Annotated in this window: 15 protein-coding genes; 10 read left to right on the forward strand and 5 right to left on the reverse strand. The window is 72.3% G+C overall.

Going from position 1 to position 14415, the window contains the following annotated elements; translation table 11 throughout:
- Positions 1-96 precede the first annotated feature (96 nt).
- Positions 97-1134: a hypothetical protein gene (locus tag O7597_RS03360; RefSeq protein ID WP_281581988.1), complete on the reverse strand. Its 1038-nt coding sequence runs from the start codon at positions 1132-1134 to the stop codon at positions 97-99.
- Positions 1134-1403 carry a hypothetical protein gene (locus O7597_RS03365; RefSeq protein WP_164449524.1) on the reverse strand — a complete coding sequence of 90 codons (270 nt, stop codon included), beginning with the start codon at positions 1401-1403 and terminating at the stop codon, positions 1134-1136. The genes O7597_RS03360 and O7597_RS03365 overlap by 1 nt, the downstream gene beginning before the upstream one ends.
- A gap of 269 nt (positions 1404-1672) precedes the next feature.
- Between O7597_RS03365 and O7597_RS03370 the strand changes: the two genes are divergently transcribed.
- The 3 genes from O7597_RS03370 to O7597_RS03380 all read left to right on the forward strand — a co-directional run bounded on the left by O7597_RS03370 (position 1673) and on the right by O7597_RS03380 (position 4076).
- The gene (locus O7597_RS03370; protein ID WP_281581989.1) at positions 1673-2035 is read left to right on the forward strand and encodes a YciI family protein; all 363 of its coding nucleotides are present in this window, start codon (positions 1673-1675) and stop codon (positions 2033-2035) included.
- The gene (locus O7597_RS03375) at positions 2032-3309 is read left to right on the forward strand and encodes a DUF6596 domain-containing protein (RefSeq protein ID WP_164449562.1); all 1278 of its coding nucleotides are present in this window, start codon (positions 2032-2034) and stop codon (positions 3307-3309) included. Before O7597_RS03370 ends, O7597_RS03375 begins: the two co-directional genes overlap by 4 nt.
- Before the next feature lie 77 nt (positions 3310-3386).
- On the forward strand, positions 3387-4076 hold the full coding sequence (locus tag O7597_RS03380; RefSeq protein ID WP_269737693.1) for a dihydrofolate reductase family protein: 690 nt from the start codon (positions 3387-3389) through the stop codon (positions 4074-4076).
- A gap of 25 nt (positions 4077-4101) precedes the next feature.
- On the opposite strand, the gene O7597_RS03385 is transcribed toward O7597_RS03380, so the two are convergent.
- Together O7597_RS03385 and O7597_RS03390 are read right to left on the reverse strand one after the other, a co-directional pair.
- Positions 4102-5340 (reverse strand): acyl-CoA thioesterase/bile acid-CoA:amino acid N-acyltransferase family protein, encoded by a 1239-nt coding sequence (locus O7597_RS03385; RefSeq protein ID WP_281581990.1) that lies wholly within the window; start codon positions 5338-5340, stop codon positions 4102-4104.
- Positions 5341-5382: 42 nt separating this feature from the next.
- Entirely contained in the window at positions 5383-6279 is an 897-nt protein-coding gene (locus O7597_RS03390; RefSeq protein ID WP_269738682.1) for an aminoglycoside phosphotransferase family protein, read from the reverse strand.
- 187 nt (positions 6280-6466) lie between these two features.
- Here O7597_RS03390 and O7597_RS03395 point away from each other — a divergent pair, with 187 nt between their 5' ends.
- Positions 6467-7552: a hypothetical protein gene (locus tag O7597_RS03395; protein WP_269737695.1), complete on the forward strand. Its 1086-nt coding sequence runs from the start codon at positions 6467-6469 to the stop codon at positions 7550-7552.
- A gap of 65 nt (positions 7553-7617) precedes the next feature.
- Here the strand turns inward: O7597_RS03395 and O7597_RS03400 are convergent, their stop codons facing one another.
- Positions 7618-8526, reverse strand: a complete 909-nt coding sequence (locus tag O7597_RS03400; RefSeq protein WP_281581991.1) for a LysR family transcriptional regulator — start codon at positions 8524-8526, stop codon at positions 7618-7620.
- Positions 8527-8596: 70 nt separating this feature from the next.
- Here O7597_RS03400 and O7597_RS03405 point away from each other — a divergent pair, with 70 nt between their 5' ends.
- From O7597_RS03405 to O7597_RS03430, 6 genes are all read left to right on the forward strand, one after another.
- Positions 8597-9499, forward strand: coding sequence for a dihydrodipicolinate synthase family protein (locus O7597_RS03405; protein ID WP_269737697.1), 903 nt, complete (start codon positions 8597-8599; stop codon positions 9497-9499).
- Positions 9500-9591: 92 nt separating this feature from the next.
- Complete coding sequence (locus tag O7597_RS03410; protein ID WP_269737698.1) at positions 9592-9999, forward strand: YciI family protein; 408 nt, start codon at positions 9592-9594, stop codon at positions 9997-9999.
- Between the two features lie 6 nt (positions 10000-10005).
- Complete coding sequence (locus O7597_RS03415; protein WP_269737699.1) at positions 10006-11151, forward strand: DUF6596 domain-containing protein; 1146 nt, start codon at positions 10006-10008, stop codon at positions 11149-11151.
- Positions 11152-11374: 223 nt separating this feature from the next.
- Entirely contained in the window at positions 11375-11953 is a 579-nt protein-coding gene (locus O7597_RS03420; RefSeq protein ID WP_281581992.1) for a LemA family protein, read from the forward strand.
- A gap of 14 nt (positions 11954-11967) precedes the next feature.
- Positions 11968-13479 (forward strand): DUF2207 domain-containing protein, encoded by a 1512-nt coding sequence (locus O7597_RS03425; protein ID WP_281581993.1) that lies wholly within the window; start codon positions 11968-11970, stop codon positions 13477-13479.
- 25 nt (positions 13480-13504) lie between these two features.
- On the forward strand, positions 13505-14353 hold the full coding sequence (locus O7597_RS03430; protein ID WP_269737702.1) for an aminoglycoside phosphotransferase family protein: 849 nt from the start codon (positions 13505-13507) through the stop codon (positions 14351-14353).
- The last annotated feature ends 62 nt before the right edge of the window (positions 14354-14415 follow it).

Raw genomic sequence — 14415 nt, forward strand, 5'->3', positions numbered from 1 at the left:
GCCGGTGCGATCCGGGTCGGACCTGACGGGGGTCGGCCCGCCGCGTACGCCGACCCGGTCCGGCAGTCACGCCGGACCGGGCCGGCGTACCGGAACTCAGCCGTACGGTGGCCGGGCGTACGCGGCCCGCAGCGCGGCCAGCCCGGTCGACTTCGGGCTGAGGGTGCCCCAGCCGGAGTTGAAGTAGTTCGTCCGGGCGATCAGCGGGCCACGCTCGGCGTTGAGCTGGGCGATGGCCGGCGGCACGGTGGCGATCCAGGCCGCCTGGTCGGGAATCTCGATGACCCGTACGCCCCACTCGGCGATCAGCACCGGACGGGACAACGCGACCGGACCCAGATCGGCCACCGCCCAGTCCTTGGTGCGCCGGAACCGTTCCAGCGCGGTGTGGCTGGCATGTGTGGCGTAGACGTTCCACTGGAGGTAGTCCAGCCGGGTCATCAACGCCTCCGGGTGGGTGCGCCGGAAGCAGTCCCGGTTGAAGCCGCCGACCCCGACCGAGAAGGTGCTGCCCTGCGGCAGCCCCTTGGCCTGGAACCAGTTGACGATGTACGTCACCGCCTGCACCGCCCGGGCGTCCGACTCGGCCCAGGTGTACGCCTTGCCGGCCTCCGTGGTGCCGAACTCGTGATCGGTGTCCAGCTCGGAGGCGAGCTGGATGTTCACCCCGAAGCCCATCGTCCGGTACTGCGACAGCGCCCGGGCGAACAACCCGTCGCACTGCCCGGCGATGACCTGGCCGTAGCCGTACGCCTTCGGCCAGACCGCGCCGGGCCGCTGCTGGATGGTCATCGCCGGAGCGGGCACGGTGTACCGCACCCCGTCCACGGTGAAGGTCTGCGACCCGGTGTCGGGCGCGCCGTAGTGCTTCAGTTCGAGCACCATGTTGATCTGCACCCCGGCCCGCCCCAGAGTGATCAGCCAGGGTCGCTCGTAGCCGGGAAAGATGTAGGCGTCGGCGAAGCTGCGGTACTGGGTCAGCGACCGGAAGTTGCCGCGGGTGATGTCGGCCGTCGGATCCGCACCACCGGAGAGGTAGTAGCCGCCCAGCACCGGCGACAGCACGGTGTAGGCGACGCTGGCGGTGGCGGTCCGACTGGCGGAGTCGCGCACGGTGACGGTCACCCGTGGCATCACGCCACCGCCCGGAAGACGGCCACCGCGCCGTCGTCGGAGACCCGGGACCAGGTACGCCCCGAGTCGTCGGCGACGGTGACGGTGAGCGGGTCGATCACGGCGGTCACCGAGACTGGGGCGCTGCGGTTGCCCTGCGCGTCGGCCACCGTGACCGTCACGGTGAGCCGCTGGTGGTCCGCGTCGCCGTAGTTGACCGTCAGCAGCATCTGCTCGCCCGGTGAGTAGGTGGTGGGGTTCATCGAGGCGTTGGCGGTGGGAGCGGCCATGGCAGCTCCTTCCTGGCTTGGTCGTCGCGACCAGTGGTGCAACACCCTCGGTGCGGCTGGTCGGCGACGGCGGGCCGGAGCCGGGCGGCGCGGCGGCGCGCCCCGGCGTTTCCGTGCTGGCGGCCGGCGGGACGTCACGGCCCCGACCCGGCCGGAGGATCGGATGTGGCCCGCCATCCGCAGCCTCGCTACCTGCTACAACAATGCGTCGGGGCAGGCCGCGCCGTCCTGTCCGTTTCCGGACATATCGACTCTTATGGAGGCGACACGTGAAGTATCTGATGTTGATCTACGGCAACGAGGAGATCTGGGGCAGCCTGCCGGACGGCGACCTGGCCACATTGATCGGTGAGGTGGACGCCTTCACCGGGGCACTGCGTGCCTCCGGCGAGCTGGTCGACGTGCAGGGGTTGGAGACACATCCCCGGTCGGTGCGGATCGTCGCCGACACTCCGGTGGTCACCGACGGGCCGTACCTGGAAGCCAAGGAGTACGTCGGGTCGTACTTCGTGGTCGACGTCCGTGACGAGCAGCGGGCGTTGGAGATCGCCCGGGCCTATCCGGGTCTGCGGTTCGGCACCGCCAGCGGCGGCCTGGAGATCTGGCCGCTGATGACCGGGCCGGACCACTGAGCCTCGACGAGGCCACCGTCGACCTGCTGCGCCGGCTCGCGCCGCAGGTGCTGGCCACCCTCGTGCGTCGGTACGGCGACTTCGGTCGGGCCGAGGACGCCGTGCAGGAGGCGCTCGTCGACGCCGTGGAGAGGTGGCCGCTCGACGGCGTCCCCGAGCAACCGTCGGGCTGGCTGCACACGGTCGCCGCCCGCCGCTACGTCGACCTGGTGCGCACCGAGGTCGCCCGCACCCGCCGCGAGCGTACGGCGCTGGACCTCACCCCCCGCGACACGCTTGTCGCCCCACCGCCCGACGCCGTGCCACCCCGGGACGACCTGCTGGAGCTGTTCCTGCTCTGCTGTCATCCGGTGCTGCCCGCGCCCGCGCAGCTGGCACTGACCCTGCGTGCGGTGGGTGGGCTCACCACCGCCGAGGTCGCCGCCGCCTTCCTGGTGTCGGAGCGGACCATGGGGCAACGGATCTCGCGGGCGAAACTGCGCCTGCGGGAGGCGGGTGCCCGGTTCGCACCGCCACCGACGGCGGAACGCCAGGCCCGGCTGGCCGTCGTACGCCAGGTGCTGTACCTGATGTTCAACGAGGGATACAGCGCAAGCAGCGGCCCTCAACTGCGCCGCGCCGACCTGACCGGGCAGGCGCTGCGGTTGACGCGCCGGCTGCACGAGCAACTGCCCGACGACGCCGAGACGACCGGCCTGCTGGCGTTGATGCTGCTCACCGAGGCCCGTGCGGCGGCCAGGGTCGACCGGAACGGCGATCTGGTGCCGCTGGCGGAGCAGGACCGCCAGGTGTGGGACCAGGTGGCGATCGCCGAGGGTTGCGCACTTGTCGAACGGAGTCTGGCCGTCACGCCACCGGGGCCGTACCGGGTCCAGGCCGCCATCGCGGCGGTGCACGCCGAGGCGCCGAGCGCCGAGGCCACCGACTGGCCCCAGGTGCTCGCGCTGTACGAGGTGCTGGAGCACCTCGCACCCAACCCGGTGGTCACGCTGAACCGGGCGGTGGCGGTGGGCATGGTGCACGGGCCCGTCGCCGGGCTGGCCCTGCTCTGCGAGGTGGAGTCGGGGCCGTTGGCCGGGCACCACCGACTGCACGCCGTCCGCGCCCACCTGCTGGAACTCGCCGACGACCGGCCCGCCGCGGCCGCGCAGTGGCGGGCAGCGGCGCAGCACGCCGGCAGCGACCCCGAGCGGCGGTACCTGCTGCGCCGAGCCGCCACCGCGAGTGACCCGGACCGTCCACCATGTGAACCAGGTCACCTTCGGGGTCGGTAGAAGCGTGCCGTACCGCTCCGATCCACAGGTGGATCGGCACCCACGGTGGGTGCCGTCGCACCCGGGAGGAACAGCACATGACGAAGGTGACCGCCCAACTGTCGGTGTCGCTGGACGGCTGCTACGCCGGCCCGCAGCACGACGGCGTGGGCGACTGGCTGCGGTCGGCGGAGAGCCACGGCTTCTTCCGGGTGACCCGGTGGGCCACCGAGGCGATGGCGTGGCGCGAACGGCAGGGTTTCGCCGGCGGCCGGCACGACGCCGACTCCGAGATCATCGCCGAGTCGTTCGCCGCGGCCGGCGCGTACGTGATGGGTCGCCGGATGGCCGACGGCGGCGAGGTGCCGTGGGGCGACGAACCACCGTTCCGCGCTCCGGTCTTCGTGGTGACCCACCGGCCCCGCCCGACGTTGCACCGCCAGGGTGGCACCAGCTTCACCTACGTCACCGACGGGCTGGCCAGTGCGGTGGCCCAGGCCCGGGCCGCAGCCGGTGACCGGAACGTCGCGGTGGCCGGCGGGGGCAGCCTGGTCCGGCAGGTGCTGCGGGCGGGTCTGCTCGACGAACTGGAGTTGCACGTGGTGCCGGTCGTCCTCGGTGCCGGGCTCCGACTCTTCGACGACCTGGCTCTCGACGACTTCGAGGCGATCGAGCTGACCCCCGAACGGGTACTCGCCAGCCCGCACGTCACCCACGTCCGGTACGCGGTGCAGGGTCGCGCCCCGCTGGTCCTCGACGACCGCGGCCGCGGCACCGGCACCCCGTAGGCCGTGCCGTCGGCCGGTGGCGCCGTCAGCGGGTGGCGAGGAAGCTGAGCACCTCGGACCACCCGTCGCGGCGGGCGGCGGCGTCACCGGCCCGGGAGCCGCCGTGGATCTGCTCGCCGGTGCGGCCCTGGTGCACCGTCTTCGACGGCAGGTACGGGAAGGTGCCCACGCCGTGACCGGCCTCCGGGTAGAGCAGCACCCGGTGGGGTGGACCACCGAGGGCCAGCACCAGCTCGGCGGCGTAGGTCGGCGCGTCCCAGAGCAGGTCGTCCGCCCCGGCGATGGCCAGTACCGGTCCGTCGATCCGGTCGACGGGTATCGGGCCGCTCGGTACCGGCCGGCCACGGTAGGTCCAGGCGGGCGCTCCGGTGTACGGGTAGCCGAGGTGGACGATGCTGCTCGGGGCGTAGGCGACGACGGCGCCTACCAGGTCAGGGCGCTGTTGCGCCAACAGCAACGCGGCCTCGGTGCCGCGCGAGTAGCTCATCACCGCCACCTCGCCACCGGCGTGCGAGGCGAGACGTTCGGCGGCGGTGACGAAGTACTCCAGCGGGATGTCGTGCAGGCTGTCCGGCAGCCCCGGCGCGCCGAAGTAGCCCAGGCACAGCACCGGGTGCCCGCGGGAGGCGAGCAGCGGCGCGTCGTACAGCCCGCCGACGCCGCCCTCCGAGCCACCGAACCACAACACCCCGCGCCGTCGCGGCACATCCGGCGGCGGCAGGACGAGCAACCCGTGAACCCCGTCGGCCGCCCGGGTCAGCTCGGTGAAGGAGACCGGACCCGCCGTCCAGTCCCGTCGCACGGTGACGGTGGCGGGCGCCCGCCCGCCACGCGAGGCCGACAGCCGGACCGGGAAGTCGCGCCGTACGTGCGGCCAGACCGGTGCGAAGTAGGAGGCGTCGCCGTCCAGCGGATCCATCGACCAGAACAGACCCATCGGGTCGACACCCGAGTAGGAGCCGTGCACCGGTGCGTCCCGCGACACGTCCACCACACCGTCGGCGTCGGCCACGAACGTCGCCGCCGCGCGCCACCGACGCCCCGCGTGATCCCGGGCCTCGGCGGCGATCTCCGCCCGTTCCCTCGCGGCCAGCCCACTCACCCGTACCCGCAGCGGCTGGTCGACGAGCGCCACGGCCGGCGTCACGTCCAGCCGCAGGCGCGGCGCGCCGCCCCTGCCCCGATCGCCGACGAGGAGGGTCGCGACCACCAGCCCCACCAGGACGGCGGGCAGGATCCGGGACGTTCTCGACCAACGCGGCATCGACCACACCGTATGTGCGGCTGTCCACCCCCACGACGGGTGCTATTCGGCGAGGATCGCACGGAGGCGGGCCCGGCATTCGGCCACGAACGCCGGGTAGCTGTGCTGGTAGTACGCGATGCCGCTGGCGGCCACGGCGATCGCCCAGGCGCGGGCGCGTAGCCAGGTGGAGTCGTCCACGTCGACGGCGTCGCGGTAGGCGTGGCGGGCCTCGGGCGGCAGATCCCACACCGGGGCGTGCTCGGCGTCGGGCAGGCCGACCGACAGGCCACCGAAGTCGATGACCGCGTGCAGTCTGCCGTGTCGGACCAGGAGGTTCGTGGGCCTGAGATCGCCGTGCAGCCACACCTGCGGTCCGGACGGTTCGGGCCGGGCGAGCCCCGCCTGCCACATCCGTTCCAGGGTGTCGACGTCGATCTGCGCGCCGACGATGGTCCGGCAGTCGGCGAGGGCTCGGCCGATCCAGTCGGCACAGGGCCGCAGGTGTCCGCCCCGGTACCAGCTCAGGTCGCCCGTACCGGTCGCCCCCATGAGGTCGACGCCGTGCAGCTCCCGCACCACCCCCGCCAGGTCGGTGCCGAAGGCCGCCCAGTCCGAGACGGTCTGCGGCCCCGCCTCCTCGCCGTCGATCCACCGGTAGACCGACCAGGGAAGCGGGAAGGCGCTGGCGGGAACGCCGGTGTGCAGCGGTTCCGGGATCCGGAAGCCGAGCCGGGGGGCCAGCCGGGGCAGCCAGCGCTGTTCCTTGCGCAGCGACGGCGCCTTCTCGGCGGTGCGCGGCAGCCGTACGAGCAGGTCGGCGCCGAGGCGGTACATCGTGTTGTCGGTGCCCGCGCCCGCCAGGGACAGCGGCAGATGCGCCCACTGTGGACATTGCTGCGTCACCAACGCACTGACGACATCCTCGTCGACCGGAATCTCACCCTGGTGCAGCGGCACACCGAGATCCTCGCGCCGGACGCGCGGGTGGGCCACCCAATTCTCGACGCTGCGGGCGGCGTCGCCGGCCACCCGGTCGGACCGGTGCCGGGCACCCGTCCCGTCGGTTGTAGGCAAGCCGACTGTGACCTTGACCGATACCCGGAACAGTGGAAAAAGCATCGACTACCACCGATTGGAGTGGCCCATGTCTCTCCGACTCCGTCACCTCTGCGCCGCCCTGGCCATGGTGCTGGCCGCGACGCTGGCGGTCCCCGGCGCACCGGCCGCCGCCGCCACCGCCGACCGCTTCGGATTCGCGTACGTCGCCGATCCCACCGTGCCGGTCTGGACACCGCTGCCCGCGGCGTACCAGTTCGGCAGTTGGGCTGCGGGCCCGGTGGCCACCGGCGGCAAGGTCGCCCCCGGCCGTTTTCTGGTGCGGTTTCCGAACATCGGACTGGGCGCCCGTGGCAACGCCCATGTCACCGCCGTGGCCAGGGACGGCCGGTTCTGCCAGCTCGTGCGGTGGGGCAGTTCGGGCGCCGACGAGATCGTCGACGTGCAGTGCTTCCGACCCGGCGGAACCCCGACCGACACCCCGTTCACGGTGTTGTGGACGGTGAGTTCCGGCGTCCTGCCGGCCGGCGTCGGGGCGTACGCCTCGGCGCAGGTGTTGTCGAACGTCCTCGCGCAGTCGTACAACTCGGCCGGCGCACCCGTCACCGTCGCCAACGTCGGCGTGGGCATCTACGCGCTGCGCTTCCTGGCGGTCGGCACGGCCGGCACGCTCTCCGGGAACGTGCAGGTGACCGCCCAGCAGCCGAACGCCCAACCACGCCGCTGCAAGATCCTTCGCTGGGGCGCGACCGGCCCGGACGTGCTGGTCTACGTCGCCTGCCACGATCCGGCCACCGGTGCTTTGATGAACAGCGACTTCACCGCCTCGTTCCATCGGGAGCGCTCGGTCTACGCGTCGTTCGGCCCACCGAAGTACTTCGGGTACCTCGCGACGCCCTTCGTCGGTCCGACGAACTACTCCCACCCGCTCGGTGTGGGCGCGAACGGCTTCGGTCCCACGGGTCTCGGCACCTACACGGTCAAGTTCCCGGCCCTGCACGAGAAGAGCACCACGGCGCAGGTGACCGCGATCGGTGACGACCCCTCGTACTGCACCATCCAGTCCCGATGGGCGCAGTTCGGCAGCGACGCGGTGCTGCCGGTCTCCTGCTTCAGCAACGCCGGCCGGCCGCAGGACAGCGAGTTCAGCTCGACCTTCTCGTCGAGCGTCTGAGCCCGGCGGTCCCCGCCCAGAGCACGCTGGGCGGGGACCGGCGGCGGGTGCGACGCGGCGGCGTCTCAGGACCCGGCCGGGTGCTCGCCGGGCAGGTCCGAGGCGGCGACCCGCAGCGCGGCGACGCTCGCGGCCACCGCGGGATGGCCACCCGCACCCTGCCGGTAGGCGATCCGGGTACGCCGTCGGATGGTGAGCGGGACCAGAGTCACCCCGGCCGGCGGCCGCCCGACAGCCAGTTGCGGCACCAGACCGACACCCTGACCGGCGGCGACCAGGGCGAGCACGGCGGTGAAGTCGTCCGCGTGGTGACGCACCGTCGGGCGGAAGCCGGCCAGTTCACACGCGTGCAGGGTCACCGAGTGACAGAGCGTGCCCGGGCTGCCCACGATCCAGTCCGCGTCGCGTACCGAGCGCATCGGGTCGCCGGTGAGGTTCCGGTCCGCCCCGACGGCCAGGTGGACCGTCTCCTCCAGCAGTGGCACCGAGTCCAGGGCCGGGCCCGCCTCGACGGGCACGATGTCGTAGTCGTGCACGAGCGCCACGTCGAGGCGGCGGTCGCGCAGCGCGTCGGGCACCGCGACCGGGTCCAACTCGGTGACCATCAGGTCGAGCGCGGGATGGTCACGGCCGAGCGCGACCAGGGCGGGCAGCAGCAGGGTACGCACCGCACTGGGGTACGCGCCGATGCGTACCGTGCCGCAGAGCCCGCCCCGCGCGGCGACGAGAGTCGCGTCGGCCGCCTCCAGCGCGGCGAGGACGACCTCGGCGTGCCGGACCAGCGCCACCCCGGTGGGGGTCAGGGCGACCCGCCGACCGGCCCGCTCCAGCAGCGTCACGCCGGCCTGGCGTTGCAGCGCGGCGAGTTGCTGGGACACAGCGGACGGCGTGTAGGTGTGCGCCTCGGCCACGGCGGCGATGGTGCCGAGGTGGGAAAGATCCCGCAGCAGGCGCAGGCGACGGACGTCAAGCATCAGTTCAGCTTACGCATTTGGTGAGTAATCGGAGCTGGTGCTTCACCTTCTTCGGTCGGAGGCTGAAGGCATGACACCAGCCGGTCTCTACGTACCCATGATCACCCCGTTCGACGAGAGCGGCGCGATCGCACTCGACGCACTGCGCGCACTCTCCCGAGAGGTGCTGACCGCCGGCGCGGCCGGTCTGGTCGCCCTCGGCACCACCGCCGAGCCGCACGCCCTCGACGCCGCCGAGCAGCAGCTGGTGGTCGACGCGATCGCCGCGATCTGTCGGGAGCACCGGGCCGGTCTCCTGGTCGGCGCGCACACCGCGCCGGAGCTGCGGGCACTCGCCGGGCGACCCGAGGTCACCGCGGCGCTCTGCCTGGTCCCGCCGTTCCTGCGCCCCGGCGAGGAGGCGGTACTCACGCACTACGCCCGGCTGGCCGAGGAATCACCGGTGCCGCTGGTCGCGTACCACGTTCCGTACCGCACCGGGCAGCAGCTGGGCGCCGACACGTTGCGCCGCCTCGCCGGGCTGCCCGGCCTGGCGGGTGTCAAGCACGCCGTCGGCGGCATCGACGCCGACACGATCGCCCTGCTCGCCGACCCGCCGTCCGACTTCGCGGTGCTCTGCGGCGAGGACGCGTACGTCTCGCCGCTGCTCGCCCTCGGCGCGGCCGGCGGGATCCTCGCCTCCGCGCATCTCGCCACCGCCGACTATGCCCACCTGGTCGCGGCCTGGCGGTCCGGCGACGTCGCCCGGGCCCGGCCGCTCGGCCACCGGCTCGCCACCCTCTCGGCCGCGCTGTTCGCCGAACCCAACCCCGCAGTGGTCAAGGCGGTCCTGCACGCCCAGGGCCGGATCCCGACACCGCTCGTCCGCCCTCCGCTGCTGCCCGCCACCCCGGCGGCCACCGCCCGGGCGCTGACCTGCCTGGCCGGGGCGTCGGACGAACCGGCGTGCGGGACCGCCGACGATCCTCAGTGAAAATCTTCCGCCGGCATGTCGAGAAGCCGGGCCGTGCTCCGTCCCTGCTACGAACGCGGCCAGAATGGCCCGTAGTTGACAAGGAGCATCCGATGGCCAAGTACCTGTTGCTCAAGCACTACCGTGGCGGCCCGACTCCGCTGCACGACGTGCCGATGGACCAGTGGACGCCCGAGGAGATCTCGGCCCACGTGCAGTACATGCGCGACTTCGCGGCTCGACTCGAAGACACCGGCGAGTTCGTCGAGGGACAGGCGCTCTCCCCGGAGGGCACGTTCGTCCGCTACGACGGCGAGGGACGACCGCCGGTCACCGACGGCCCGTTCGCGGAGACCAAGGATCTGATCGCCGGCTGGATGGTGATCGACGTCGACAGCTACGACCGGGCGCTGGAGCTGGCCGGCGAGCTGTCGGCGGCGCCGGGTGCCGGTGGGAAGCCGCTGCACGAGTGGCTCGAGGTGCGGCCGTTCCTCACCGAGCCGCCGACCATCTCGGAGTGACGCACGGTGGATGAGGCCGTCCTACGGACCCTTACTCCCGCCGTGATCGGCATCCTCGTCCGTCGCGGAGTCGACTTCGCGACGGCCGAGGATGCCGTGCAGGACGCGCTGGTCGAGGCCGTCCGGGCATGGCCGACGGACCCGCCGCGCGACCCCAAGGGCTGGCTGGTGGCCGTGTCCTGGCGAAAGTTCCTCGACGTGGCCCGCTCGGACACCGCACGGCGCCGGCGCGAGGCCCAGGTGGAGGTGGAGCCCGCGCCCGGACCGGGCGGGCCGATCGACGACACGCTCGCGCTCTACTTCCTGTGCGCGCATCCGTCGTTGACCCCGGCCTCGGCGGTGGCGCTGACCCTGCGGGCGGTCGGCGGCCTGACCACCCGGCAGATCGCCCGGGCCTACCTGGTGCCGGAGACGACAATGGCGCAGCGGATCAGCCGGGCCAAGCGGACCGTCAGTGGCGTCCGGTTCAACCAGCCCGGGGACGTCGGGACTGTGCTGCGCGTGCTCTACCTGGTCTTCAACGAGGGCTACTCCGGCGATGTCGACCTCGCCGCGGAGGCGATCCGACTCACCCGCCAGTTGGCGGCCAGGATCCGACACGCGGAGGTGGCGGGTCTGCTCGCGCTCATGCTGCTGCACCACGCCCGCCGGGCGGCGCGAACCACCGCCGACGGCCGCCTGGTGCCGCTGGCCGAGCAGGACCGGGGCCGCTGGGATACCCGGCTCATCGCCGAGGGTGTGCAGATACTTCAGAACGCCCTGGCCCGCGACCGCCTGGGCGAGTTCCAGGCGCAGGCCGCCATCGCCGCGCTGCACACCGACGCCCGCACCGCCGAGGAGACCGACTGGGTGCAGATCGTCGAGTGGTACGACGAACTGGTCCGCCTCACCGACAGCCCGGTGGCCCGCCTCAACCGGGCGGTCGCGGTCGGCGAGGCCGACGGAGCACGAGCCGGCCTGGCCGCCCTGGCGGACCTCGACCCCGCCCTGCCCCGGTACGCCGCTGTCGCCGCGTACCTGCACGAGCGGGACGGCGACCTGGTCACCTCGGCACGGCTCTACGCCGAGGCCGCCCGATCGGCGCCCAGCCTTCCCGAGGTCGAACACCTCACGCGGCAGGCCGCCCGGCTCAACGCGCTGCTGCGCCGGTAGGTGGTGCATCCGCCGCGTTGGGCCACCGAGAGCAATGCCTTCTTCACGATCGTTCCTTGAGGATCCGGGCGATGTCCCCGTTTCCTGCCGCCGCCGGCAGGGTGCCAGCCATTCGCCCGATTGCGGACGGCTTCCGGTGTGCCCATGCTCAGGCCAGTCGGGGAGGTCGTCGACGGGCCGTCGGATCGTCGAGGTGGTCCACGACGGGATTCGGGGAGTTCGGGTGGAGACCGGTTCCATCATCGGGGCCACAGGGCTGTTCTGCCTGGCGGCGGTGTTGATGATCGGCTGGGCGCTGAGCGCCTACAACCGTCTGGTCCGCCAACGCAACCAGGTGCAGGCGTCGTGGGCGCAGATCGACGTCCAACTCAAGCGTCGGTACGACCTCGTGCCCAACCTGGTCGAGACGGTCAAGGGCTACGCGGCGCACGAACGCGGCACGTTGGAGGCGGTGCTGGCCGCCCGTGCCGGCGCGATGGCCGCCGCCGTCACGCCCGGGGTGGCCGTCCGCGCGGGAGCCGAGGAGGTGCTGACCCGAACGCTCGGCCGGCTCCTCGCGCTCGCCGAGGCATACCCGGACCTCAAGGCCAACCAGAACTTCGCGGCCCTGCACAGCGAACTGACCCGGACCGAGGACAAGATCGCCTACGCCCGGCAGTTCTACAACAGCGCTGTTCAGACGTACAACACCAGTGTGCAGTCCGCACCGATCAACCTCATCGCCGGCCTGGGCGGTTTCCGCACCATGACCTACTTCGAGGCGCTCGACGGTGAACGCGCCGCCGTCCAGGTGCGCTCCTGACGGGAGTGGGCCCGGTGGATCTCCGACTGCTTCTCGATCTGGCCGCGAGCGCGTTCGCAGTCGGGGCCTGGTTCGGCGCGTACGGCCTGGTCCGCGCCGTCACCCGACCGGCCGGTCCGGCGCCCGCGCCGGCCACCATGGAACTCGGGAACGAACCACCCGCCGTGGTCAGTCTGCTGGTCAACCGGTGGTCGGTGACCGAGGACGCGGCCGAGTCGACTCTGCTCGATCTTGCCGCCCGTGGCTTCCTCGAGTTACGCCAGCCCGACGACGATCCGACGCGGACCACCCTGCACCTGCCGTCGAGCCCGCCCGACGACGGGGAACTGCGGCCGTACGAGCGGCGGGTGCTCGACCGGGTACGCGGGCTGGCGGTCGACGGCGTCGTACCCGTGACCGCGCTGACCTTCCGCGACCGGGCGCAGGCGCAGGCATGGAACAGACGGCTGCGAGCGCAGGTCGTCGCGGACGCCCGGGCCGCCGGGCTGTCGCGGCGGCGCTTCGGCCCCGCCGTGACCAGCCTGTTGACCGCCGCCGCCGGGGTCGTCGCGGTGGTCGTCGTGGTGATGTTGTGGCGCTACGGGAGCTTGCACAGTACCGACGGAAACCCGGCTGTCGGAGCCGGAGTCGTCGTCTTCGCCGTACTCACCGCCATCGCGGGACTGTCACCGGGCGAGCGCGACACGCCACGCGGCCGCCAGGTGGCCGCACACTGGCTCGGAGTGCGGGACTGGCTGCGTGGACACGAGCAGTTCGACGAACTGCCTCCGGCGTCGGTGGCGATCTGGGACCGCTACCTGGGCTACGGGGCGGCCGTCGGCGCCACCCGCCGGACCAGCGCCCTGCTCGACCTCGGGATGGGCGACCGGAAACTGGTCTGGTCCTCGCTCGGTGGCAGGTGGCACCGGGTCCGGGTACGGTACCCGCGCTTCTCCCTCCGTTACGGTCAGACGGTGCCGAAGCTGCTGCTGCGCGCGGTGATCAGCGTCGCGGTGGGCGGCTTCCTGCTGAAGGTCTTCGGCCCCGACCTCGATCTCACGCCCACATCGGACGATCAGCCGCAGCGGATCGTCACGTTCGCGACCACCGGCCTCGTCGTAGTGGGCCTGATACTGCTGGTGCTCGGTGGCCACACGTTGGTGCGCGGTGTCGCGGACCTCGTCACGGAGCGGACCGTCACCGGCGAGGTGCTGTGGCTGGAGGTGTGGCGCACGACGAACCAGGGTGAGGACCGGCCGGCCCGACCGTGGCTGCACTACCTGGCGGTGGACGACGGCACCGGCGACCGGACCACCGCCTGGGGCCTGCCCAGCCGGTGGGCCGGTGACTGCCGCGACGGGGACGTCGTCACCATCCGGGTCCGCCCGTGGACCAGGCGAGTGGTCGCCTTCGCGGTCGTCGGTCACGGCCGGTCCCGACGGCTGGTCGAGCCGCTCGGCACCGACCAGCGCCGCACCTCGGCGACGGAGTACGGTGGCCCGGCCGGACGTCCCCCGGCAGCCGCTCAGGGCAGCGGGACGACGTAGGACTCTAGGCGACGAAGTAGGGCGGATGGTCGAGCGGGAGATCCTGACGGGCGGCGGCGTCAACGAGGTCATTCGGATCGGCGACATGGTGCGTCGACCCACCGGCCCTTGGTCCGCCCGGGTTCACGACCTGCTGCGGCAGCTCGCCGCCCAGGGCTTCACGGCGGCACCCCGCGTACGCGACACGAGCGAGCCCGGGTTCGAGCTACTCGATTTCCTGCCGGGCGAGGTGTCGAACTATCCGCCGACCCCCGCGGCGGCCTCGATCGACGCGTTGGAGAGCGCCGCCGCGCTGCTACGGGCTTACCACGACGCGACGGCCGAGTACGCGCGGCGAGCACCGCGCGACGGCTGGCAGGTGGCGGCGACCGAGCCGGTCGAGGTCATCTGTCACGGCGACTACGCCCCGCACAACTGCGTGCTCGACGGCAACCGCGTCGTGGGCATCATCGACTTCGACCATGCCCAGCCCGGGCCCCGGATCTGGGACGTCGCCTACGCGGCCTACCGCTGGGTGCCGATGACCGCACCGGAGAACACCGACGGCTTCGGAACCACCGAGGAACAGGCCGCCCGGCTGCGCACGTTCTGCGACCGGTACGGGCTGGACGACAACGCACGAGCCGACCTGGTGGACATCACCGTGGCCCGGCTGCACGCACTTGTCGAATTCATGCACACCCAGGCAGCCGCCGGCAACACCGCCTTCGCCGGTCATCTCGCGGATGGACACCACATCCAGTACCTCAACGACGCGAGGTACGTACGCGCGCAACGCCTGGTCTTCGAACGTGCCCTGCTTCGCGGCCGACCGGGTGACCTGCGTGACGAGGGCCGCCGCCGTAGCGACGATCGGCGGTCGGGCCACCACTGACCGTTCGGCCGGACTCACCCGTCGAGTGGCCGGAGCACGCGAAAAGGCGGCGCCGCATCCAC

It is taken from the genome of Verrucosispora sp. WMMC514, assembly GCF_027497295.1.
In the GTDB taxonomy this organism is placed as follows: domain Bacteria; phylum Actinomycetota; class Actinomycetes; order Mycobacteriales; family Micromonosporaceae; genus Micromonospora; species Micromonospora palythoicola.